The 21,854-nt window shown below is 70.5% G+C and carries 16 protein-coding genes; 15 read left to right on the top strand and 1 reads right to left on the bottom strand.

The window, feature by feature from the left end; all coding sequences use genetic code 11:
• Positions 1–58 precede the first annotated feature (58 nt).
• From ACFY3V_RS01145 to ACFY3V_RS01100, 10 genes are all read left to right on the top strand, one after another.
• On the top strand, positions 59–502 hold the full coding sequence (locus ACFY3V_RS01145; protein WP_362895307.1) for a DUF2752 domain-containing protein: 444 nt from the start codon (positions 59–61) through the stop codon (positions 500–502).
• Between the two features lie 169 nt (positions 503–671).
• Positions 672–1,481: an indole-3-glycerol phosphate synthase TrpC gene (gene trpC, locus ACFY3V_RS01140; RefSeq protein WP_389768802.1), complete on the top strand. Its 810-nt coding sequence runs from the start codon at positions 672–674 to the stop codon at positions 1,479–1,481.
• Positions 1,482–1,509: 28 nt separating this feature from the next.
• The gene (gene trpB / locus ACFY3V_RS01135) at positions 1,510–2,730 is read left to right on the top strand and encodes a tryptophan synthase subunit beta (protein WP_389770183.1); all 1,221 of its coding nucleotides are present in this window, start codon (positions 1,510–1,512) and stop codon (positions 2,728–2,730) included.
• A gap of 69 nt (positions 2,731–2,799) precedes the next feature.
• Positions 2,800–3,594: a tryptophan synthase subunit alpha gene (gene trpA, locus ACFY3V_RS01130; RefSeq protein WP_350948164.1), complete on the top strand. Its 795-nt coding sequence runs from the start codon at positions 2,800–2,802 to the stop codon at positions 3,592–3,594.
• A 209-nt stretch (positions 3,595–3,803) separates the two neighbouring features.
• The gene (locus ACFY3V_RS01125; RefSeq protein ID WP_350948165.1) at positions 3,804–4,337 is read left to right on the top strand and encodes a MauE/DoxX family redox-associated membrane protein; all 534 of its coding nucleotides are present in this window, start codon (positions 3,804–3,806) and stop codon (positions 4,335–4,337) included.
• Positions 4,337–5,101, top strand: coding sequence for a DsbA family protein (locus ACFY3V_RS01120; RefSeq protein ID WP_389768797.1), 765 nt, complete (start codon positions 4,337–4,339; stop codon positions 5,099–5,101). Before ACFY3V_RS01125 ends, ACFY3V_RS01120 begins: the two co-directional genes overlap by 1 nt.
• A gap of 26 nt (positions 5,102–5,127) precedes the next feature.
• Positions 5,128–6,516 (top strand): prolipoprotein diacylglyceryl transferase, encoded by a 1,389-nt coding sequence (gene lgt, locus ACFY3V_RS01115; protein ID WP_389768794.1) that lies wholly within the window; start codon positions 5,128–5,130, stop codon positions 6,514–6,516.
• Positions 6,517–6,649: 133 nt separating this feature from the next.
• Positions 6,650–7,369 carry a VIT1/CCC1 transporter family protein gene (locus tag ACFY3V_RS01110; RefSeq protein WP_350948168.1) on the top strand — a complete coding sequence of 240 codons (720 nt, stop codon included), beginning with the start codon at positions 6,650–6,652 and terminating at the stop codon, positions 7,367–7,369.
• Complete coding sequence (locus tag ACFY3V_RS01105; RefSeq protein ID WP_362895298.1) at positions 7,366–8,211, top strand: hypothetical protein; 846 nt, start codon at positions 7,366–7,368, stop codon at positions 8,209–8,211. The genes ACFY3V_RS01110 and ACFY3V_RS01105 overlap by 4 nt, the downstream gene beginning before the upstream one ends.
• Positions 8,212–8,286: 75 nt before the next feature.
• The gene (locus ACFY3V_RS01100) at positions 8,287–8,964 is read left to right on the top strand and encodes a hypothetical protein (RefSeq protein ID WP_389768789.1); all 678 of its coding nucleotides are present in this window, start codon (positions 8,287–8,289) and stop codon (positions 8,962–8,964) included.
• On the opposite strand, the gene ACFY3V_RS01095 is transcribed toward ACFY3V_RS01100, so the two are convergent.
• Positions 8,939–10,942 (bottom strand): bis-aminopropyl spermidine synthase family protein, encoded by a 2,004-nt coding sequence (locus ACFY3V_RS01095; protein WP_389768786.1) that lies wholly within the window; start codon positions 10,940–10,942, stop codon positions 8,939–8,941. The two genes, ACFY3V_RS01100 and ACFY3V_RS01095, sit on opposite strands and share 26 nt — an antisense overlap.
• Before the next feature lie 199 nt (positions 10,943–11,141).
• On the opposite strand from ACFY3V_RS01095, the gene gltB reads away from it, so the two are divergent.
• From gltB to pyk, 5 genes are all read left to right on the top strand, one after another.
• A complete protein-coding gene (gene gltB / locus ACFY3V_RS01090) occupies positions 11,142–15,647 on the top strand; it encodes a glutamate synthase large subunit (protein ID WP_389768783.1) in 4,506 nt (1,501 codons plus the stop codon).
• Between the two features lie 79 nt (positions 15,648–15,726).
• Positions 15,727–17,205: a glutamate synthase subunit beta gene (locus tag ACFY3V_RS01085; RefSeq protein ID WP_389768780.1), complete on the top strand. Its 1,479-nt coding sequence runs from the start codon at positions 15,727–15,729 to the stop codon at positions 17,203–17,205.
• A gap of 274 nt (positions 17,206–17,479) precedes the next feature.
• On the top strand, positions 17,480–19,285 hold the full coding sequence (locus tag ACFY3V_RS01080; RefSeq protein ID WP_389768777.1) for a S8 family serine peptidase: 1,806 nt from the start codon (positions 17,480–17,482) through the stop codon (positions 19,283–19,285).
• 287 nt (positions 19,286–19,572) lie between these two features.
• Positions 19,573–19,992 (top strand): hypothetical protein, encoded by a 420-nt coding sequence (locus ACFY3V_RS01075; protein ID WP_350948175.1) that lies wholly within the window; start codon positions 19,573–19,575, stop codon positions 19,990–19,992.
• 338 nt (positions 19,993–20,330) lie between these two features.
• Positions 20,331–21,761 (top strand): pyruvate kinase, encoded by a 1,431-nt coding sequence (gene pyk / locus ACFY3V_RS01070; protein WP_350948176.1) that lies wholly within the window; start codon positions 20,331–20,333, stop codon positions 21,759–21,761.
• The last annotated feature ends 93 nt before the right edge of the window (positions 21,762–21,854 follow it).

Here is a 21,854-nt window from a genome sequence, read left to right as displayed (position 1 = left end):
TGGGTAAGTAGGGTGGCCGGTGGGGGTGACCAGCGGTGAAGGGTGCTGAAGGACCGTGGTGACGGGGAGGATCGCGGGTTCGCGTGCCGTGGCCGTGCTGGCGCCGCTCGGCACCGCGCTGGCCGCCGGCGCGGCGGTCGCGTTCGTGGGCGCGGTGGACCCCAACGAGCCGGGCCACTACCCGCCCTGCCCGTTCCTGCTGCTCACCGGCCTCTACTGCCCCGGTTGCGGAGGCCTGCGAACGGTGTACGCGCTCGCCCACGGGGACCCCGTGGCGGCCCTGGGGCTCAACCCGCTCGTCGTGCTCATGGTCCCGGTGCTGGTCCTGCTCTGGGGTCGGTGGGCGCTGCGTGCCTGGTCGGTGGGCGGATCGGCCGGAAAATCGGGTGGCGGGCCCGGATGGAAATCCATACGACCGGTCTACGTGTGGTTATTGCTCGCTTTGATGGTCGTGTTTTGGATAGTGCGAAATCTTCCTTTTGGGGAATTCCTGGCCCCATAGTCACCGATAGGTCTCACCCCGTGGCGGGGCGACCCCGGCCGGGCCGATAGCATCGGCGGAACAAGGGCAGTCGACCGGGAGGGGCCTTACTCGTGAGCGAGCGGAGCGAACGAACCACGGATACGGCGGCGTTCGCGAACCCGGCCCCTGAGCTTCGCGAGGAGGGCAAGTGAGCGTGCTTGAGGAAATCCTCGAAGGAGTCCGCGCCGATCTGGCCGAGCGCCAGGAAAGGGTGACGCTGGCCGAGCTCAAGGAGCGGGCCGGGCGGGCACCGGCCCCCCGTGACGCGTACGCGGCACTGGGCGGCGACCAGGTGGCGGTGATCGCCGAGGTCAAGCGTTCCAGCCCTTCCAAGGGCGCGCTGGCCGCGATCGCCGACCCCGCCGCGCTGGCCGGTGACTACGAGTCGGGTGGCGCCCACGTCATCAGCGTGCTCACCGAGCGGCACCGCTTCGGCGGCAGCCTCGACGACCTGGCCGCCGTGCGCGCCGTCGTCGACATCCCGGTGCTGCGCAAGGACTTCATCGTCACCTCGTACCAGCTCTGGGAGGCCCGCGCCTACGGCGCCGACCTGGCGCTGCTGATCGTCGCGGCGCTCGACCAGAACGCGCTGGTCTCGCTCATCGAGCGGGCCGAGTCGATCGGGCTCGCCCCGCTGGTCGAGGTGCACACCGAGGAGGAGCTCGACCGGGCGCTCGTCGCCGGAGCCAAGATCATCGGTATCAACGCGCGGAACCTCAAGACCCTTGAGGTCGACCGAGAGGTGTTCACCAAGCTGGCTCCCAAGATCCCCGAGGGCGTCATCAAGATCGCCGAGTCGGGTGTGCGCGGCCCCCACGACCTGCTCGCCTACGCCAGGGCGGGCGCCGACGCCGTCCTGGTCGGCGAGAGCCTGGTGACCGGCAAGGACCCGCGCGCCGCCGTGGTCGACCTGGTCACCGCCGGTGCCCATCCCGCATCCCGACCCGAGGGGCAGTAAGCCAGTGACAACGCACGAGGGAACCGTCATCACCACCGCCGACCTCGCCGGTAACGCCGCCCACGGGAACGACCCGGACATCCACGGCAAGTTCGGGATCTTCGGCGGGCGCTACGTGCCCGAGGCGCTCATCCCCGCGCTGGACGAGGTCGCGGCGGAGTACGACAAGGCGAAGAACGACGTGGCGTTCCTGCGGGAGTTCGACCACCTGCTGCGCACCTACGCCGGGCGGCCGACCACGCTGACCGAGGTCCCCCGCTTCGCGGAGCAGGCGGGTGGCGCCCGGATCATCCTCAAGCGCGAGGACCTGACCCACACCGGCGCCCACAAGATCAACAATGTGCTCGGCCAGGCCCTGCTGACCAAGCGCCTGGGCAAGACGCGGGTGATCGCCGAGACCGGTGCCGGACAGCACGGCGTCGCCACCGCGACCGCCGCCGCCCTGATGGGCCTGGAGTGCGTGATCTACATGGGGGCCGTCGACTGCGAGCGCCAGGCGCTCAACGTCGCCCGCATGAAGCTGCTCGGCGCCACCGTCGTCCCGGTCACCAACGGCAGCCAGACCCTCAAGGACGCCATCAACGAGGCGTTCCGCGACTGGGTCGCCAACGTCGACCGCACCCACTACCTCTTCGGCACCATCGCGGGCCCGCACCCGTTCCCGGAGATCGTCCGCGACTTCGCGCGCATCATCGGCGTCGAGGCCCGCCGCCAGATGCTGGAGCTCACCGGCAGGCTGCCCGACGCGGTCGCCGCGGCCGTCGGCGGGGGATCGAACGCCATCGGCATCTTCCACGCCTTCCTCGACGACCAGGACGTCCGGCTGCACGGTTACGAGGCGGGCGGCCGGGGCCTGGAGAGCGGCGAGCACGCCCTCACCCTCACCGCGGGCTCGGTCGGCGTGCTGCACGGCTCGCGCACCTACGTGCTGCAGGACGAGGAGGGCCAGACGGTCGAGTCGCACTCGATCTCGGCCGGGCTCGACTATCCGGGCGTCGGCCCCGAGCACGCCTGGCTCAAGGACAGCGGTCGCGCCACCTACCACGGCATCACCGACGCCGAGGCGATGGACGCCTTCTCCCTGCTCGCCCGCACCGAGGGCATCATCCCCGCCATCGAGTCCTCGCACGCGCTCGCCGGAGCGCTCAAGCTGGGGCGCGAGATGGGACCCGGGGCGACGATCCTGGTCAACCTCTCCGGCAGGGGCGACAAGGACATGAGCACCGCGATGAAGTACTTCAACCTCTGACACCCCTCTCACGGCCGACTTGCCTCCCCTCTGGCGGGCCGAAGGGGACGAACCGCAACGGAAGCAACGATGACGACTCTTCAGACGGTGTTCGCCAAGGCTAAGGCGGACGACCGCGCCGCCCTCATCGGATACCTGCCCGCCGGGTTCCCCAGCAAGGACGGTGCGATCGCCGTCGCCACCGCCATGGTGGAGGCGGGCTGCGACGTGATCGAGATCGGCCTGCCCTACTCGGACCCCCTGATGGACGGTCCGACGATCCAGGACGCCGTCCACCGGGCGCTGACCAACGGCACCCGTATCGCCGACGTGCTCCGCACGGTCGAGGGTGTGGCCGCCACCGGTGCCGCCACCCTGGTCATGACGTACTGGAACCCGATCGACCGCTACGGTGCCGACCGCTTCGCCAGGGACCTGGCGAACGCGGGCGGGGTGGGCACCATCACGCCCGACCTCACCCCCGAGGAGGCCGGCCCCTGGCGCGAGGCCAGCGCGGGGGCCGGGATCGACACGGTCTTCCTGGTCGCGCCCAGCTCCACCGAGGCCCGCATCAAGGCCGTCGTCGACAGCTGCACCGGTTTCGTCTACGCGGCGTCGCTGATGGGCGTCACCGGCGCCCGTGACTCGGTCGGTGAGGCCGCGCAGGGCCTGGTCGAGCGCACCCGCCCGCACACCTCCCTGCCGGTCTGCGTCGGCCTGGGCGTCGGCACCGGACGGCAGGCCGCGGAGGTCGCGGGCTACGCCGACGGCGTCATCGTGGGCTCGGCGTTCATCCGCCGCGTCCTGGACGCCCCCGACGAGAACTCGGCGCTCGCGTCCGTCCGCGAGCTGGGCGCCGAGCTGGCGGCGGGCGTCCGGGGCTGAGGTCTCTCCCGCAGGGTGCGGTCCCCCTTCCACCGGGACCGCGCCCTGAAGCATGCCTTTCGAACACGCTTATTCGACACTTATCCAGCTCGTGGTGAGCTTTCCTTCGGATACCTTGCGTTCGCCGGAGACATCCGTGCCTAGGGCGTGGGAGTAGGAGAATGATGCTCGTGACCTCTGAGAAGCCCGCGCCCAATAGGTCGCGTATCGTGATTTCGGCGCTACCCTGGGTAACGACCGTCTCGCGGCTGGTGCTCGCGGGTGTGCTGATCGTCGCGGGTTGGGGCAAGATCGGCACCCCGGTGCTCTCGGTTCAGGCGGTCGAGGCATACGAACTGCTCCCAAAATCGCTCGCCACGGTGGTCGGCTACGGCTTGCCGATCCTGGAGATCGTCGTGGGGGTGTTGCTGGTCGTCGGGCTGCTCACCCGGGCGGCGGGTGTCATCTCGGCACTGCTCATGTTGGCGTTCGTCATCGGGATCGCCTCGGCGTGGGCGCGCGGGCTGCGCATCGACTGCGGCTGCTTCGGCGGCGGCGGTCAGCTGGCGGCCGGGGTGGAGCCCGACTACCTCATCGACATCCTGCGCGACTTCGGTCTCTTCGGACTCGGTGTGATCGTCGCCTGGTTCCCTCCGGGCCGCTTCGCGCTGGACTCCGCCCTGGGGCTCACCCCCGGGCGGGAGCCGTACGACGACCTTGAAAGCGACGACGAGGAGGAGCACCAGGAAAAGGAGACTGACTGATGGGCAAGGCCGCGCGGGACCAGTCGGCGCGTGATCGGATCAAGGCACAGCGCCAGGAGCAGATGCTGAAGGAGAGGCGCAAGCGCATAACGACCATCACGACGGCCGCCGTGCTCGCGGTCGCCGCCGTCGGGGCGGGCTGGTGGTTCGCCGCGCAGAGCAGCAGGTCCGAGCAGGTCGGCGCCGAGCTCGCGCCGATCACCGTCGCCTCCGACGGCTCGGTGGTCATGGCCAAGGCGGGGGTGGAGTCGCCGGTCCTGGACGTCTTCGAGGACTTCCAGTGCCCCGCCTGCAGGGCGCTGGAGGAGACCAGCGGTCCCACGATCAAGAACCTGGCGGCCGAGGGCAAGGCGAAGGTGGTCTACCACCCGATCACGATCTTCCAGGAGCAGACCAACAAGGGCATCACCCGGGGTAACTCCGTGCGGGCCGGGGCGGCCTCCCGCTGCATTCCCGGAGGCGTCGCCTGGAGCAGGTTCCACGACAAGCTGTTCGACGCGCAGCCCTCGGAGACCGTGGAAGGCTTCAAGATCCCTGATCTGATCGACTGGGGCAAGGACGCCGGGGTGACCGATCCCGGCTTCGACAAGTGCGTGACCAGCCAGGAGAAGGCTCCCGAGCACCTCGCCTACAGCACCAAGGTCCTGGAGACCCAGAAGCTCACGGGCACCCCGACGCTGAAACTCAACGGCACCGAGATGGACACCGGCGTGGCTTTCAAACCGGCCGAGCTACGTCAGGCCGTTCTTGATGCCGCCAAGTAGGCCGGGACACGGTAACGTCACCTGACATGCCCCTCGCCTCGATTCCCAGCCCCTCCCAGGGGGTCTGGCATCTCTTCGGCGTGGTCCCCATCCGGGCCTACGCACTGTGCATCGTGCTCGGCGTCATCGTCGCGGTCGTCATCGGCGAGCGCCGCTGGCGCGCCCGCGGCGGTGTCCCTGGAACCATCGTGGATCTCGCCGTCTGGGCCGTGCCGTTCGGCCTGGTCGGTGGACGCCTCTACCACGTCATCACCGACTGGCAGCTCTATTTCGGGCCGGACGCGCCCAATGAGCCGATCGAGGCGCTGTACATCTGGAACGGCGGCCTGGGCATCTGGGGCGCCGTCGCGCTCGGTGGCGTGGGCGTCTGGCTGGGCTGCCGCGGCAGGGGCATCTCCCTGACCGCGGTGGCCGACACCGTCGCCCCCGGCATCGCGGTGGCCCAGGCCATCGGCCGCTGGGGCAACTACTTCAACCAGGAGCTGTTCGGCGGCCCCACCGACCTGCCGTGGGGTCTGGAGATCGACCCCGACCGGCCGGGCACGGTGCCGGGCGTGGACACCTACCACCCCGCGTTCCTGTACGAGTCGATCTGGGACCTGGGTCTCGCGCTGGTCCTCATCTGGATCGGCCGCAAGTACGTGATCCGCCACGGCCGCCTGTTCGCTCTCTACGTCGCCGGCTACACCGTGGGCCGCTTCTGGATCGAGGGCCTGCGGGTCGACGCCGCCCACCACATCCTCGGCCTGCGGCTCAACCAGTGGACCTCGATCATCCTGTTCATCGGGGCGATGGCCTACTTCTGGTACACCAGGAACAAGACCGACGAGGAGCGGGTGAGGTCGGCGACCGACCCCGACACCGACCTTGAGGGCGGCGTCGCCACGCCTGGTGAGGGCGAGAGCACCGACGGCACGGACTCGGCGAAGGCCGAGGCCGTCACCCTGGTCGCGTCGGACGCGGGGGGCGGCGCGGCGGATCCCGTCGATCCGGCTCACCCCTCCGACCAGGCCGACGAGGCCGAGAACGACCGTGCGGCCCGGCGGGACGACGAGGCGCGTCCGTCCTCGGCGACGTTGGTGGCCGAGGGCTTGAGCGAGGACGGGGGGGCGGTCGATCCGGCTCATCCGTCGGACCAGGCCGATCCCGAGGAGAGCGGCCGGGGCGGAGACGCCGAGGTCGAGGCAGAGCCGGCTTCGGCGGTTTCTGAGGTTTCCTCTGAGGCCTCGGACGCCGCCGAGGGCGTGCCCGCCTCTGACGGCACCGCTTCGGAGAGCGCGGACTCGGAGAGCGCCGTCGGCACGGCCTCGGGCGCGAGCGTTCCCGAGGAGCTCGTTTCCGGTGCGAAGAAAGGCGAGCTCCAGGAGGAGGCCGTGACGAAGGCCGCTCCCGAGGGCGAGAAAGAACGACGTTGACGCCTCTCCCACGGTCGAGGTCCCGGGATCTCGGACGCGCCGCCGGATCGTCCGGCGCACCGGCGCGTTCTGATTCCGGGACCGAGACCGGTGGCCCGCGCCCTCCCTTCGGTGCCGGGCCCTGGGGATCGCGATGAGTCCGGACGCCTCGGGGAGGCGTGCCGAGATGCACCACCGGCATCGCGACGTCAACGGCGGCTGGCTGAGGCCGTCGGTGTTCGGCGCGATGGACGGCCTTGTCTCCAACTTCGCGCTGATCGCCGGTGTCGCCGGTGGCGCCGCGGGAACCAAGGTCATCCTGCTGGCGGGCATCGCGGGGCTGGCCGCCGGCGCGTTCTCCATGGCCGGTGGCGAGTACGTCTCGGTGGCGAGCCAGCGGGAGCTCGCCCTGGCCGAGATCGCCGTCGAGCGCCGAGAGCTCGAACGCAACCCCGAGGCCGAGCTGGAGGAGCTCGCCAAGCTCTACGAGGAGCGGGGCGTCGATCCCGCCGTGGCCGCAGAGGTGGCGCGGCAGATCTCGGCGGACCCGGAAAGGGCGCTCGAGGTGCACACCGAGGCCGAACTGGGCGTCACCGTCCACGACCTTCCCTCGCCCAGGATCGCCGCGCTCTCCTCGTTCCTGTCGTTCGCGGTGGGGGCGCTCCTGCCCCTTCTGCCGTACCTGCTCGGCGTCACCAGCCTGGTGACGTCGGCGGTGGTCTCCTGCCTGGCACTGTTCGGCGCGGGCGCGCTGGTCTCCCGGGTCACCGCGCGCAGCTGGTGGTACAGCGGGCTGCGCCAGCTCTTCGTCGGCGCGGTCGCCGCCGGCCTGACCTTCGCCCTGGGCACCCTCCTGGGAGGAACCGGACTGTGACCGCCCCGACCTCGCCCCCGCCCCCCGCCCCGGGAGGGCGCAAGCGCCGCCGCACTCCCAGCAAGGCGCAGACCTGGAGCATCCCCCAGCTGGAGGAGTGGGGGCTGACCCCGACCCAGCAGCGGTTGCTGGTGGTGTTCGGATCCATCGCGGGCGTGCTGGTCGCCGCGGTCGTCCTCACCCTCGCGATCTCCGCGATCGGCAACGACTTCGAGCCCGAACGGGCCACCGCCTCGGTCATCGGGACCGAACCCCGCCCCGACGTCTACAGGGGATGGCCCTCCTCCAAAGTGTTCGCGCCGATCGCGGAGAGCAAGGCGGACCCCAAACCGCTCACGGCCAAGGACCTCTTCCCCAAGACCCTCAGCGAGGGCAGGACCACGCTGAGGCTGGCGGGCAGCCCTCGGCTGGAGAGCGCCTGCGCGGCGGCGGTCTGGGGCCAGGAGCTCACCGACCTGCTCGCCCAGGGCGGATGCACCCAGGTGGCCAGGGGCCTGTACACCAGCGCCGACAACCGCTACGTCGCCCAGTACACCCTGTTCAACCTCCGCGACACCGCCTCCTCCGACACCTTGGTGAACACGCTGACCACCCTGCACCGGGGCGGCTGGGTCCGGCCGGTCCAGGCGCCCAGGGCCGCCTTTCCCGCCGACGGCCACACCGAGGCGAGCGGCCACGCGATGGGGCACTACGCGGGCCTGGTCTGGATCGGCAGGGCCGACGGAGCGGAGCCCGGCGCGAGGGACGACTTCGTCTCGCTCTCCCTCGCGGTCCGCGCCACGGAAAAGGCGATCTTCCGCCGCATCGTCGCCGTCTCCCCGGCGCCCGCCCCGAGCAAGTAGTTTCCGGGTTCGTTTTTCGGGCGGGAATCCGGGTTCTTCGAGGGCGGGGAGGATGTCGAAGTAAGCTTTTTCCTCATGCGCAAGTGGATCATCATCGTCGTGCTGGCCGGGGTCGCCGGGGTGGGGGCCTTCCTGTGGCTGGGCGACGAGCCCGCCCCGCGCGCCGCCGTCCTGCGCGCGGAGCCGGGTACGGCCCACTACGCGCCCATCGCGACCCGCGACCTCGACCCCCAGCCGCTCACCGTCGCCGAGATGTTCCCCGCCCCCTCGGTGTCGGCGGGCACGACCAAGCTCGCCCTCAAGGCCACCGAGACCCTCGCCGACTGCGCGGAGGCGGTCTGGGGGAGCGCGCAGGACGCGCTCGGCGGGTGCACGCAGGTGCTGCGCGCCCGCTACGAGACCGAGGACGGCGCGGTCTCCGGCCAGTTCCTGATTTTCAACCTCGCCGACTCCGCCGCCGCCGACAGGCTCGTGGCGGCGCTCAAGGGCGACGGCGGCGACGGCTTCGTCAGGCCCGCTCCCGACACGCCCGACGGTTTCGACGGCTCGCGCAGCTGGGCCCAGGTCCGCGGCCTCGGGCACTACGTCACGGTGAGCTGGGTCGCCCCCGTCGCCGGCGGGAGCACCGCCCGGGCAGGCACGGGGGAGAGCGGCGAGGGCGGCGAGGGCGGCGAGGGCAGGGTGGATCTCACCTATCCGCAGGTCGCGATGGACGGCCTCGGCCTGGTCATCCAGCGTCGGCTGGTGCGCTGAGGGAGCTCTCCACCGCGGCCCTGAGCTCCAGCAGCCGGTGGGCGGGCAGTTCGAGGACGGTGACGTCGCCCGCCCACGGGGCCACGGCGGCGACGATCGCCCTCGCCTGCCTCTTCGTCAGGTCGCCCCTGACCTTGATCAGGGCCTCGCGCCAGGTGTTGGCGAGCCTGCCGTGCGCGTTGTCCAGGACGCGGCGCAGGATCCGGGCCGTGTCGTTCGCGTGCGCGTCGTTCGCGTTTGTGGCGCTCTTGCTGTCTCCGGCGGGCGGTGCCACCCGTACGGCGCGCACGGACGCTCCCTCGGCGGTGAGGTCGTAGACGGGGGCGAGAAGGTCGTGGGGGAGATCCTTCGGGGCCGTCGCCAGGGTGACCCGGACCTCCCTGGCGCGGGTGGCCAGCAGCAGCCGGGGCAGCGCGGCCTCCAGACCGGCGGGTACGGAGATCGCCACCCTGGCCGGGTCGCTGGCGTAGGGCTTGGCCAGCCAGGTCGTCAGGCGCGCCCTGGGGGCCTTGGGCAGCACGTCGCGGGGCCACTCGCCCACCAGCACCTCCGGGACGAACCCCTCACCGAAACCGGCGGCCGAGGCGGCGGGGGAGCTCGCCGACTCCACCGACTGGGGCCCCTGCGTGTAGATGGCGGTGCCGGACGTCTCGGTGCGGGCGGCCGCGGCGGGCCAGGTCTTCGTGGTGGGGCGCAGGACGTACAGGTCGGCGGCCGAACCGATGGCCTCGGCGCCGAAGTAGCGGTTGAAGTCGGGGTAGATCGCTTCGTTGACGAGGTTGAGCTGCGACAGGGCCTGCTGAACCTTGAGGGCGAGCGCGGGGGTGCGCTCGCTGGCGCCGTACGCCAGCATGATCCGGCCCTGCTCGCGGTCGCGCAGCCCTTCCGCGCAACGGGCGACGAACAGCCCGACGCCCTCGGGGGTGTAGGGAGGGTCGGTGATCGCCAGGTCGGCCCAGGACCGCGCGGAGGCGGGCAGCCCCAGGCGCAGGTCGGCCCAGCGGGTCCGTACGGCCAGACCAAGCCGGTCGGCCTCACCGGCGATGTAGGCGAGGATGCGCTCGTCGACGTCGACGACGGTCACCTCGACGCCCGGGTGCAGCATCGCCGTGGCCAGCGAGGTCAGATCGTGGTCGCCCACGCACAGCAGCCGGGCGCCGTCCAGCCAGAAGCGGGCGTCCAGCAGCAGCGCCCGCCTGACCACGGTCTCGCCGGTCGCGGCGACGTGGTCCAGCGTGTGGCGGCCCCGGGGAGCCTTGGCGATCAACTCGTCCATGCGCGCGACCAGGTCGGCGCGGTCGGGGAGCAGGTGGGCGACCGGGTCCGCCGGTGCGAGGGTGCTCGCTCGCGGCCCGGCCGGTGCGGTACCGACCGCTCGTGGTGCGGCCGGTGTGACGTTGCTTACGCGCGATCCGGTCGGTGCGGGGCCGTCCGCTCCTGATCCGGCCCGGGTGGGGCCGCTCGCCCGCGGTCCGTCCGGTGAGGGGGCGCCCTCCTCCCGTGCCGGGGCCGACCAGGCGGGAGGGGCCGGGAGCCTGAAGCGGTCGCCCGATCGCTCCAGTTCGCCGTCCACCTCGCGCAGCAGCGCCTCGATGGTCCGCCGCGACGTCGCGGTCTCCCTGACCAGATCGGCGAGTGTCCACCAGCGACCGCCGCCCAGGGCGGTCAGCGCGTTCCTCAGCCGCCTGCCGTCGACACCCGCCCGTGCGACGAAAGCCTCGACTCCACCGCCGTTCTCGTCCTCGGCCTCTCCTTCGGTGCCGGCTCCACGCCCGGCCCCGGCCCCGGTTCCGGCCCCGGCTCCCGTCCGGGACCCACGCCCGGCCCCGCTCTCGGTTCCGGCTCCCGTCCCGGCCACCGTTCGGTCGCCGGTCCCGGCGGAGGCGCCGGGGGGGCCGGAAACGCCGGAGACATCTGAAGTGCCGCTGCCTGTCAGACCGGTGGAGGCGCCCAGGCCGGTGGGATCGGTCGGTTCCATTGGGCCACCCTAGGGCCAGGACCTGGAATGTTGTGCCATCGCGGTGTGTTTAATGAACCGGGCGAACCTGCACTAATTCGGCGGGATCTCACCGGGTAGGCAGGTATCCGGCAGGGTACGGTAATCTCTACCCACCACGCAGCAGGGCCAACGTCGTCCCTTGCTTGTTCGAGAGAAGCAAGACGACGGGAGGGATTCAATGCCTGCTGCCCACCTCGGCTTTCCCGAGCCTCAGGGCCTGTACCACCCCTCGCACGAGCACGACGCCTGTGGTGTCGCCATGGTCGCGGACGTTGCCGGTCGCCGTAGCCACGGCATCGTCGCGAAGGCCTTGACCGCGCTGTGCAACCTTGATCACCGGGGGGCCCAGGGTAGCGAACCGGACACCGGCGACGGGGCCGGGATCCTGACGCAGATCCCCGACGTCTTCTTCCGCGTGGTGGCGGACTTCCCCCTGCCCACGGCCGGCTCCTACGCCGCCGGTATGGCCTTCCTGCCCGCCGAGGAGCGGGCCCGTGAGGCCGCCGTGCGACTGATCGAGGAGATCGCCGCGGAGGAGGGCCTCACGGTCCTCGGCTGGCGCGACGTTCCCACCACCCCCGACCTTCCCGGGCCGAGCGCCCGCGCGGTGATGCCGTTCTTCGGCCAGCTGTTCGTGGCGTCCCCCAATGGTGAGAGCGGTCTTGAGCTGGACCGGCTCGCCTTCTGCCTGCGCAAGCGGGCCGAGCACGAGGCGAAGGTCTACTTCCCCTCGCTGAGCTCCCGGACGATCGTCTACAAGGGCATGCTCACCCCGCTGCAGGTCGAGCAGTTCTTCCCCGACCTGAGCGACGAGCGCTACGAGACCGCGATCGCGCTGGTCCACTCGCGTTTCTCCACCAACACCTTCCCCTCCTGGCCGCTCGCGCACCCGTACCGCTACGTCGCCCACAACGGTGAGATCAACACGGTCAAGGGCAACCGCAACTGGATGCGCGCCCGCGAGGCCATGCTGGAGACGGCGAACCTGCCGGGCGACCTGTCGCGGCTCTTCCCGATCTGCGACCCGGCCGGTTCCGACACCGCCTCCTTCGACGAGACGCTGGAGCTCATCCACCTCGCGGGACGCAGCCTGCCGCACGCGGTGCTGATGATGATCCCCGAGGCGTGGGAGAGCCACACCGAGATGGACCCCGCGCGGCGGGCGTTCTACGAGTTCCACTCCACGATGATGGAGGCCTGGGACGGCCCGGCCTCGATCACCTTCTCCGACGGAACCCTGGTCGGCGCGGTACTCGACCGCAACGGCCTGCGCCCCGGACGGTTCTGGGTCACCGCGGACGGCCTGGTCGTGCTCGCCTCCGAGGCGGGCGTGCTGGACATCGCCCCCGAGGACGTGGTCCGCAAGGGCCGCCTGCAGCCCGGCAAGATGTTCCTGGTCGACACCGCGCTCGGCAAGATCATCGAAGACGACGAGATCAAGGCCGAGCTGGCGGCGGAGCTGCCTTACGCCGACTGGCTGCACGCCGGTCTGGTCCGCTTCGAGGAGCTGCCCGCCCGCTCGCCCGAGGGTCTGTCGCACGAGACGCTGATCAAGCGGCAGCAGACCTTCGGCTACACCGAGGAGGAGCTGCGGATCATCCTGGGGCCGATGGCGAGGACGGGCATCGAGCCGATCGGCTCGATGGGCACCGACACCCCGGTCGCCGTGCTCAGCGAGAAGCCCCGGCTGCTGTTCGACTACTTCAGCCAGCTGTTCGCGCAGGTCACCAACCCGCCGCTGGACGCGATCCGCGAGGAGCTCGTCACCTCCCTGGCCAGCACCATCGGCCCCGAGGGCAACCTGCTCGCCCCGGGTCCCGCCTCCTGTCGCCAGCTCGTGCTGCCGTACCCGGTGCTCGACAACGACGAGCTCGCGAAGATCATCCACATCAACGACGAGGGCGCGCTGCCGGGCTTCCACCCGCACGTGGTCTCGGGCCTGTACGAGGTCGCGGGTGGCGGCGAGGCGCTGCTGCACCGCATCGAGGAGATCCGCGCCGAGGTCTCCTCGGTAATCGAGGGCGGGGCGCGGATCATCGTGCTGTCCGACCGCGGCTCCTCCGACGTCCTGGCGCCGATCCCCTCGCTGCTGCTCACCGGTGCCGTCCACCACCACCTGATCGCCGAGAAGACCCGCACCAAGATCGGTCTGGTCATCGAGACCGGCGAGGCGCGCGAGGCGCACCACATGGCGCTGCTCGTCGGCTACGGGGCGGGCGCGGTCAACCCGTACCTCGCCATCGAGACCGTCGAGGACATGGTCGACTCCGGCGTCCTGAAGATCGACAAGCACAAGGCCGTGCGCAACCTCATCAAGGCGTACGGCAAGGGCGTGCTGAAGGTCATGTCCAAGATGGGGGTCTCCACGGTCGCCTCCTACACCGGGGCGCAGATCTTCGAGGCGCTCGGGCTGAGCCAGGAGGTCGTGGACGTCTGCTTCACCGGGACCACGTCCCGGCTGGGCGGCGTCGGCTTCGACGTCCTGGCCGAGGAGGCCGCGCAGCGTCACCTGCGCGCCTACCCCAGGGCCGAGAACGCCCACCGCCGCCTCGAGGTCGGCGGTGAGTACCAGTGGCGTCGCGAGGGCGAGCCGCACCTGTTCAACCCCGAGACCGTCTTCAAGCTGCAGCACGCCACCCGCTCGCGCCGCTACGAGATCTTCAAGGAGTACACCGGCCTGGTGGACTCCCAGGCGGAGAAGCTGATGACGCTGCGCGGCATGTTCAAGCTGCGGGAGGGCGTCCGCGAGCCGGTGCCGATCGACGAGGTCGAGCCGGTCAGCGAGATCGTCAAGCGGTTCTCCACCGGCGCGATGTCGTACGGCTCCATCTCGATGGAGGCGCACGAGACGCTCGCCATCGCGATGAACCGGCTGGGCGGCAAGTCCAACACCGGTGAGGGCGGCGAGGACCCCGAGCGGCTGCACGACCCGGTGCGCCGTTCGGCCATCAAGCAGGTGGCCTCCGGCCGGTTCGGTGTGACCTCCGAGTATCTGGTCAACGCCGACGACGTGCAGATCAAGATGGCCCAGGGCGCCAAGCCCGGTGAGGGCGGTCAGCTGCCCGGCCACAAGGTCTACCCGTGGGTCGCCAAGACCCGGCACTCCACCCCGGGCGTCGGTCTCATCTCGCCGCCTCCGCACCACGACATCTACTCGATCGAGGACCTCGCCCAGCTCATCCACGACCTGAAGAACGCGAACCCGGCCGCCCGCGTGCACGTCAAGCTCGTGGCCGAGGTCGGGGTCGGAACGGTCGCTGCGGGCGTGTCCAAGGCCCACGCGGACGTCGTGCTCATCTCCGGTCACGACGGCGGCACCGGCGCCTCCCCGCTCACCTCGCTCAAGCACGCGGGCTCCCCCTGGGAGCTGGGCCTGGCCGAGACCCAGCAGACGCTGCTGCTCAACGGCCTGCGCGACCGCATCGTCGTGCAGGTGGACGGCCAGCTCAAGACCGGCCGCGACGTGATCATCGCCATGCTGCTCGGCGCCGAGGAGTTCGGCTTCGCGACCGCGCCGCTGGTCGTCTCCGGCTGCGTGATGATGCGCGTCTGCCACCTGGACACCTGCCCGGTCGGCGTGGCCACCCAGAACCCCGAGCTGCGCAAGCGGTTCACCGGCAAGCCCGAGTTCGTGGTCAACTTCTTCGAGTTCGTCGCCGAGGAGATCCGCGAGTATCTCGCCGCGCTGGGTTTCCGCAGCATCGACGAGGCCGTCGGCCACGCCGAGCTGCTGGACACCACCCCGGCCGAGAACCACTGGAAGGCCTCGGGACTGGACCTGGCGCCGATCCTGCACCAGCCGGAGCTGCCCGAGGGCGCCTCGCTGCGCCGTACCGTGGAGCAGGACCACGGGCTCGCCAAGGCGCTGGACAACACGCTGATCCAGCTAGCCGAGGGCGCGCTCAAGGGTGGTTCCAGGGTCACGCTCGACCTGCCCATCCGCAACGTCAACCGTACGGTCGGCACCATGCTCGGCCACGAGGTGACCAAGCGGTACGGCGGAGCGGGCCTGCCCGACAACACCATCGACGTGCGTTTCACCGGCTCCGCGGGCAACTCCTTCGGCGCCTTCCTGCCCAGGGGCATCACGCTGAGGCTGACCGGCGACGCCAACGACTACGTGGGCAAGGGCCTGTCCGGCGGCCGGATCTCGGTCCAGCCGTACGACGCGGCCCCGCTCGACGGGCACATCATCGCCGGAAACGTCGGCCTGTACGGCGCGACCTCCGGCGAGGCCTTCATCCGCGGCGTCGTGGGGGAGCGGTTCTGTGTCCGCAACTCCGGTGCCACCGCGGTGGTCGAGGGTGTCGGCGACCACGGCTGCGAGTACATGACCGGCGGCAAGGTGGTCGTCCTCGGCCCGACCGGCCGCAACTTCGCGGCGGGCATGTCGGGCGGCGTCGCCTACCTGCTCGACCTCGACGCCGAACGGGTCAACCGGGAGATGGTCGAGATCGAGGAGCTGGAGGAGGCCGAGTCTGAGGCGCTGCGCGAGATCGTCGAGGCGCACCTCGCCGAGACGGGCTCCACGGTGGCGAAGGCACTCCTCGCCGACTGGGACCCGTCCCGCTTCAGCAAGATCATGCCGACGGACTACAAGCGGGTCCTGCTGGCCGCCGAGTCCGCCCGGCTGGAGGGCCGCGACATCGACGAGGCCGTCATGACCGCCGCGGTCCAGGGGTGACGCCGATGTTCGCGATCACTCATTCCGTCCGGTTTTTCCAGTCATTTCAGGCTTTTCAGGGATAAGGGAGGTACGACCGATGGCTGACCCCAAGGGTTTCCTCGCTCACGGACGCGAGCTGCCGGCGCGCCGCCCGGTGGACGTGCGCATCCGCGACTGGCGCGAGGTCTACGAGGACTTCCCCAAGCCCGCGCTGACCAGGCAGGCCGCGCGCTGCATGGACTGCGGCATCCCGTTCTGCCACAACGGCTGCCCGCTGGGCAACCTGATCCCCGAGTGGAACGACCTGGTCTACCGGGACGACTGGCAGGAGGCGATCGAGCGCCTGCACGCCACGAACAACTTCCCCGAGTTCACCGGACGCCTGTGCCCGGCTCCGTGTGAGGCGGCGTGCGTGCTCGGCATCAACTCCGACCCGGTCGCGATCAAGCGGGTCGAGGTCGAGATCATCGACCGTGCCTTCGACGAGGGCTGGGTCACCCCCCAGCCCGCCGCCACCAAGACCGGCAAGCGCGTCGCGGTCGTCGGCTCGGGCCCCGCGGGCCTGGCCGCAGCCCAGCAGCTCACCAGGGCCGGGCACGACGTGGTCGTGTTCGAGCGGGCCGACCGGATCGGGGGCCTGCTCCGCTACGGCATCCCCGAGTTCAAGATGGAGAAGCGGCACATCGACCGCCGTCTCGCCCAGATGCGGGCCGAGGGGACCGAGTTCCGTACCGGCGTCAACGTCGGCGTGGACATCACGGCGGCACAGCTGCGCGAGGAGTTCGACGCGATCGTCCTGGCCGGTGGCGCGACCCAGTGGCGGGACCTGCCCGTCGCCGGGCGCGACCTGAAGGGCGTCTACCAGGCGATGGAGTACCTGCCGCCCTCCAACAAGGTCCAGGAGGGCGACTTCCCGGTCTCGCCGATCAGCGCCGAGGGCAAGCACGTCGTCGTGATCGGCGGCGGCGACACCGGTGCCGACTGCATCGGCACCGCGATCCGGCAGGGGGCCGCCTCGGTCACCCAGCTGGAGATCATGCCCCAGCCTCCGGCGAGCCGTCCGGGCAGCCAGCCGTGGCCCACGTTCCCCATCCTGTTCAAGATGGAGAGCGCCCACGAGGAGCTGGCCGACGGTGACGGCGCCCGGGTCTACGCGGTCTCCACCACCGAGTTCGTCGGCGACGCCGAGGGCAACGTCAGGGCGCTGCGCCTGGTCGAGGTGGAGGGGCCCGCGGCCGGGTTCAAGCCGGTGCCCGGCTCCGAGCGGGAGATCCCGGCCGAGCTGGTCACGCTGTCGATGGGCTTCGTCGGCCCGGAGAAGAAGGGCCTGCTCACCGAGCTCGCCGAGGTCGCAGGCGGCGAGTTCTACGACGCCAGGGGCAACGTCGCGAGGGACAAGGGCTACATGTCCTCGGTCGACGGCGTCTTCGTCGCCGGGGACATGGGCCGCGGACAGTCGCTGATCGTGTGGGCGATCGCCGAGGGCCGCTCCGCGGCCTCGGCCGCCGACCGCTACCTCACGGGCCAGACGGCCCTTCCGGTGGCGATCCCGCCGACGGCGCGGCCGCTGGTCTGAGTGGAAGCTGGCCTGACATGTCATGACCGGTCTGGGTATGTCATGGTTGATCCATGCGTACCCGGGCCGGTTCATGCATGTCAGGGCCGGTTCATGTGCTCCATCGCTGGTTTGGTCAGGCCACGGTTGGTCTTCGGCACCCCCCGACAGTTCGGCATTCCGGATGTCTTACCGACTGCTTCAGGGAAAAATGCGCAGAGCGGGGTTTCGAATTGCTTTGGCGTACATATGCCTGAAAGATAAATTTCTTGATCGGGTCAGGTGCGGAGGATCGATGAATCGCGGGACCAGAAGCCTGACGGGCGCGGCGACGGCGCTCGCCCTGGCGGCGACCCTCACGGCGGGAGCCCTGGGCGGCGAGGCCACGACCGGCGCGGGCCAGACCCGCGAGTACCTGGCCTTCTACGCGGACGGCGCCCGCGACCGGGCGATCGACGCGATCGACGCGAGCGGCGGCACCGTCCTGTCGACCGACACCAGGATCGGCTACGTCCTCGTGGACGGTCCCGGCACGGGCTTCGTGGAAAGCCTGGCCGGCAGTGACGCCGTCGAGGGAGTCTCCTCCGACCGCAGGATCGGCTTCGCCAGTGCGATCCGCGCCGCCGCACCCGCGGCCGGGGCCTCCGCGGGCGGGTCCGCCTCAGAAGCCGGGATCTCCGGCACCGGGGCCACCTCCGGGACCTCCAGCGCCGGGACCGCTCCCGGGACGGTCTCCGGCGTGGGAACCCCGCTCGCATTCCCCTCCGCAGAAGCCCTCGGGCAGGCGGGCACCCGCCGCTCCGCCGACACACCGGAGCCGCTCGCCGGGCGGCAGTGGGACATGAAGATGATCGGCGCCACCGTGGAGGGCTCCTACGCCACCGAACCCGGTGACAAGCGGGTGCTGGTCGGCGTCATCGACACCGGCATCGACGGCAAGCACCCCGACATCGCCCCCAACTTCAACCGCGCCCTGAGCCGCAACTTCGTGACCGACCGGCCCAAGGACCCCAACGGCAACGTCCTCGACGGCCCCTGCGAGTTCAAGGACTGCAAGGACCCGGTGGACTGGGACGACGACGGCCACGGCACCCACGTGGCCAGCACCATCGCCTCACCGATCAACGGCCTGGGCATCGCCGGGGTGGCACCCCAGGTGTCCCTGGTGAACCTGCGCGCCGGTCGCGACTCGGGCCTGTTCTTCCTCAAGCCCAGCGTCGAGGCGCTCACCTACGCCGCCGACGCCGGGATCGACGTGGTCAACATGAGCTTCTACGTCGACCCGTGGCTGTTCAACTGCAAGGCCAACCCGGCCGACTCCAAGGCGGAGCAGCTGGAGCAGCGCGGCATCATCACCGGCATGCAGCGCGCCCTCGACTACGCGCGCAAGCGCGGGGTCACCCTCATCAGCGCCATCGGCAACGGCGCCACCGACCTCGGCAAGCCGAGCAAGGACGAGAGCAGCCCCAACTATCCCAAGGGCAGCGAGCACACCCGCAAGGTCGACAACTCCTGCCTCAACGTTCCCGCCGAGTCCAAGGGTGTGATCTCGGTCACCTCGGTGGGGCCGACCGGGCGCAAGGCGTACTACTCCGACTACGGCGTCGAGCAGGCCGACCTCGCGGCCCCCGGCGGGGACGAGTTCGACGGCAGCAGCACGTACGACCCCACCAAGGGCATTCTGGCCGCCGCGCCGGAGAACGCGCTCAAGGCCAAGGGACAACTCACCGCCGACGGCACGCCGAAGTCCGACTCGATCATCCGGGAGTGCGAGGGCGGCACCTGCGCCTACTACCAGTACCTCGTCGGCACCTCCATGGCCGCACCGCACGCCACCGGTGTCGCCGCCATCCTGATCAGCCGGTTCGGCAAACCCGGCAAGGGCGGCCTCACGATGCCCCCCGCGGACGTCCAGCGCCAGCTGTACTCCACGGCCACCAAGAAGGCCTGCCCCTCACCGCGCGGGTACGCCTACAAGATCGACCTCGCGTTCGTGGACGAGGTCCACAAGTGCGAGGGTCCCAAGAAGCGCAACGGCTTCTACGGCCGCGGCCTCATCAGCGCCGAGAACGCCGCCAAGGCCGAGCCGCTCGCTCCCTGACGGCCTCCCTGACGGCGCGGGGGCGCCCAAGGCGCCCTCACCTCGTCTCGGCCCCTGGGTGAGGGGCCGAGACGGGGTGAGGGCGGTCGCCTCGCGGTTCGGCCTCGGCGGAAGCGTCATCCCGGGCACAGGCCGGATCTCCCCAAGAGACGATCAACAGACGGGTGAAGGGGACGAAAGGGGGAAGAAGAACGACTCCGGTTCCATCCCGTCGCTCTTGTCACCGTGAGGATCATCGGCTTCCTCCTCGCGCCTGAAGGCGGGTTCTCCACGCAGAAAGGACTCATATGAGGTTCCTGTCGCGTCCGCACCAGCTTCCGCCCCGGATCGCCGCCGGTTTGATCATTCTGAATTCGGGACTGACCAAGAGAACCGCGGGGGAGGAGAGCGCGAAGGGATTACACGGGATGGCCTCCGGGACCTACCCGTTCCTCAAGGACATGGACTCGGTGAAGTTCACGAGGCTGCTCTCCACGGCGGAGATCACCCTCGGTACCGCCCTGCTGGTCCCCGTGGTGCCGCCGCTGCTGGCGGGCGCCGCGCTGACCGCCTTCGCCGGAGGGCTGCTCGGCCTCTACCTCAAGACGCCGGGACTGCGGGAGGAGGGCAGCCTGCGTCCCTCACAGCAGGGCATCGCCGTCGCCAAGGACGTCTGGCTGCTGGGCATCGGCGCCGGGCTGGTCGCGGAGGAGATCGTCCGCGACTGACCCGGGAATCCACCGGCCGGTCCGGGGTTCCGGCGCTCGGCCCGAAGCCGCCGTTGCCGAGGCGGAGGCGCGGTGACCGTCTCGAAACTCCGGGCGGCCGACGCGGAGGCGCGGTGACCGCTCGGAAGTCGTGATCGGTCCGGTGCCCCGATGACCGACCAGGCTCGGGGCACGCTCGCGGGTGCCCCGTACTCCTGGGACGGCTGACCTCAGGAGTGAGCGCGAGGGACGATTCGTAACCTGCCGTTCATGCTAGGTGGCTTTGTGTCACCGAATTTTTCATCGGCGCTACGGCTAACGTCGCGACCAAGTGGTCTGTACCAATTAGGGTGGGATCCGTGACTCGTCGCGCGAAAATCGTCTGCACTCTCGGCCCCGCCACCTCATCTCCCGAACGCCTCCGCGAACTCATCGCGGCCGGGATGGACGTGGCCCGTTTCAACCTCAGCCACGGCAGCCACGAGCTGCACAGGGAGGTTTACGACAGGTTGAGGGAGGCGGCCGCCGAGCTCGGGCGTGGCGTAGGTCTGCTGGCCGACCTCCAAGGCCCCAAGATCCGGGTCGGTAAGTTCGAGGAAGGTCCCGTCCGTCTCGGCTTCGGTGACGTCTTCACGATCACCACCGAGGAGGTCCCCGGCGACCGTGACCAGGTCTCCACGTCCTATCTGGGGCTTCCCAAGGACGTCAGCCCCGGCGACAGCATCCTGGTCGACGACGGCCGCGTCCGGCTGGAGGTGACCCGGGTCGACGGCCAGCGCGTCACGACCCGCGTGGTCGTCGGTGGCATGATCTCCGACAACAAGGGCCTCAACCTCCCCGGCGTGAACGTCAGCGCCCCCGTCCTGACCGACAAGGACGAGACCGACCTGCGCTGGGCGCTGCGCGCCGGCTTCGACCTGGTCGCCCTCTCCTTCGTCAGGCGTCCCTCCGACGCCGACGTGGTGCGAAACATCATGGAGCAGGAGGGCATCCGCCTCCCGCTGCTCGCCAAGATCGAGAAGCCGCAGGCCGTGGAGCGGCTCCCGGAGATCATCGAGGCCTTCGACGGCATCATGGTCGCCCGCGGTGACCTCGGTGTCGAGCTGCCGCTGGAGGAGGTGCCCATCGTCCAGAGGCGTGCCATCGAGCTCTGCCGCGAGAAGGCCCGCCCGGTCATCGTCGCCACCCAGATGCTGGACTCGATGATCACCTCTCCGCGTCCCACCCGCGCCGAGGCCTCCGACGTCGCCTACGCCGTCATGGACGGCGCCGACGCGGTCATGCTCTCCGGGGAGACCTCGGTCGGCAACTACCCCATCGAGGTCGTCGAGACGATGAGCCGCATCGCCACGACCGCGGAGAAGAGCTCCCTGCAGGCCACGCACAGCCTCGACCGGCTGCCCGAGACCACCGGTGGCGCGATCGCCCGTGCCGCGGCGGAGGTCGGGGCGATCGTCGGCGCCAAGGCGCTGGTGGCGTTCACCATGTCCGGTGAGACGGCCCGCCGTCTGGCCCGCTACCGCTCGCCGATCCCGCTGCTCGCGTTCACCTCCGCCCGCCACGTCCGCAACCAGCTCGCGCTGACCTGGGGTGTGGAGACCTTCGAGGTGCCGTTCGTCCACCACACCGACGACATGGTCCGTCAGGTGGAGGCCTCGCTGCTCGCCAACTCCCGCCTGGAGAAGGGTGACAAGGTCGTCATCGTCGCCGGTTCGCCTCCCGGCACCGCCGGCTCCACCAACGCCCTGCGCGTGCACACCATCGGGGCGGCGGTCTCCAACCCCGCCTGATCCTCACCCGATCCGCGAAAACGCGTACGGCCACCGCTTCGGCGGTGGCCGTACGCGTTTCCGGGGTCTTCCACGCGTTCGGCGATCCAAAAA

The sequence above is a fragment of the Streptosporangium sp. NPDC000095 genome, from assembly GCF_042899335.1.
Taxonomy (GTDB): domain Bacteria; phylum Actinomycetota; class Actinomycetes; order Streptosporangiales; family Streptosporangiaceae; genus Streptosporangium.
This window is presented reverse-complemented; position numbering and strand designations above follow the sequence as displayed.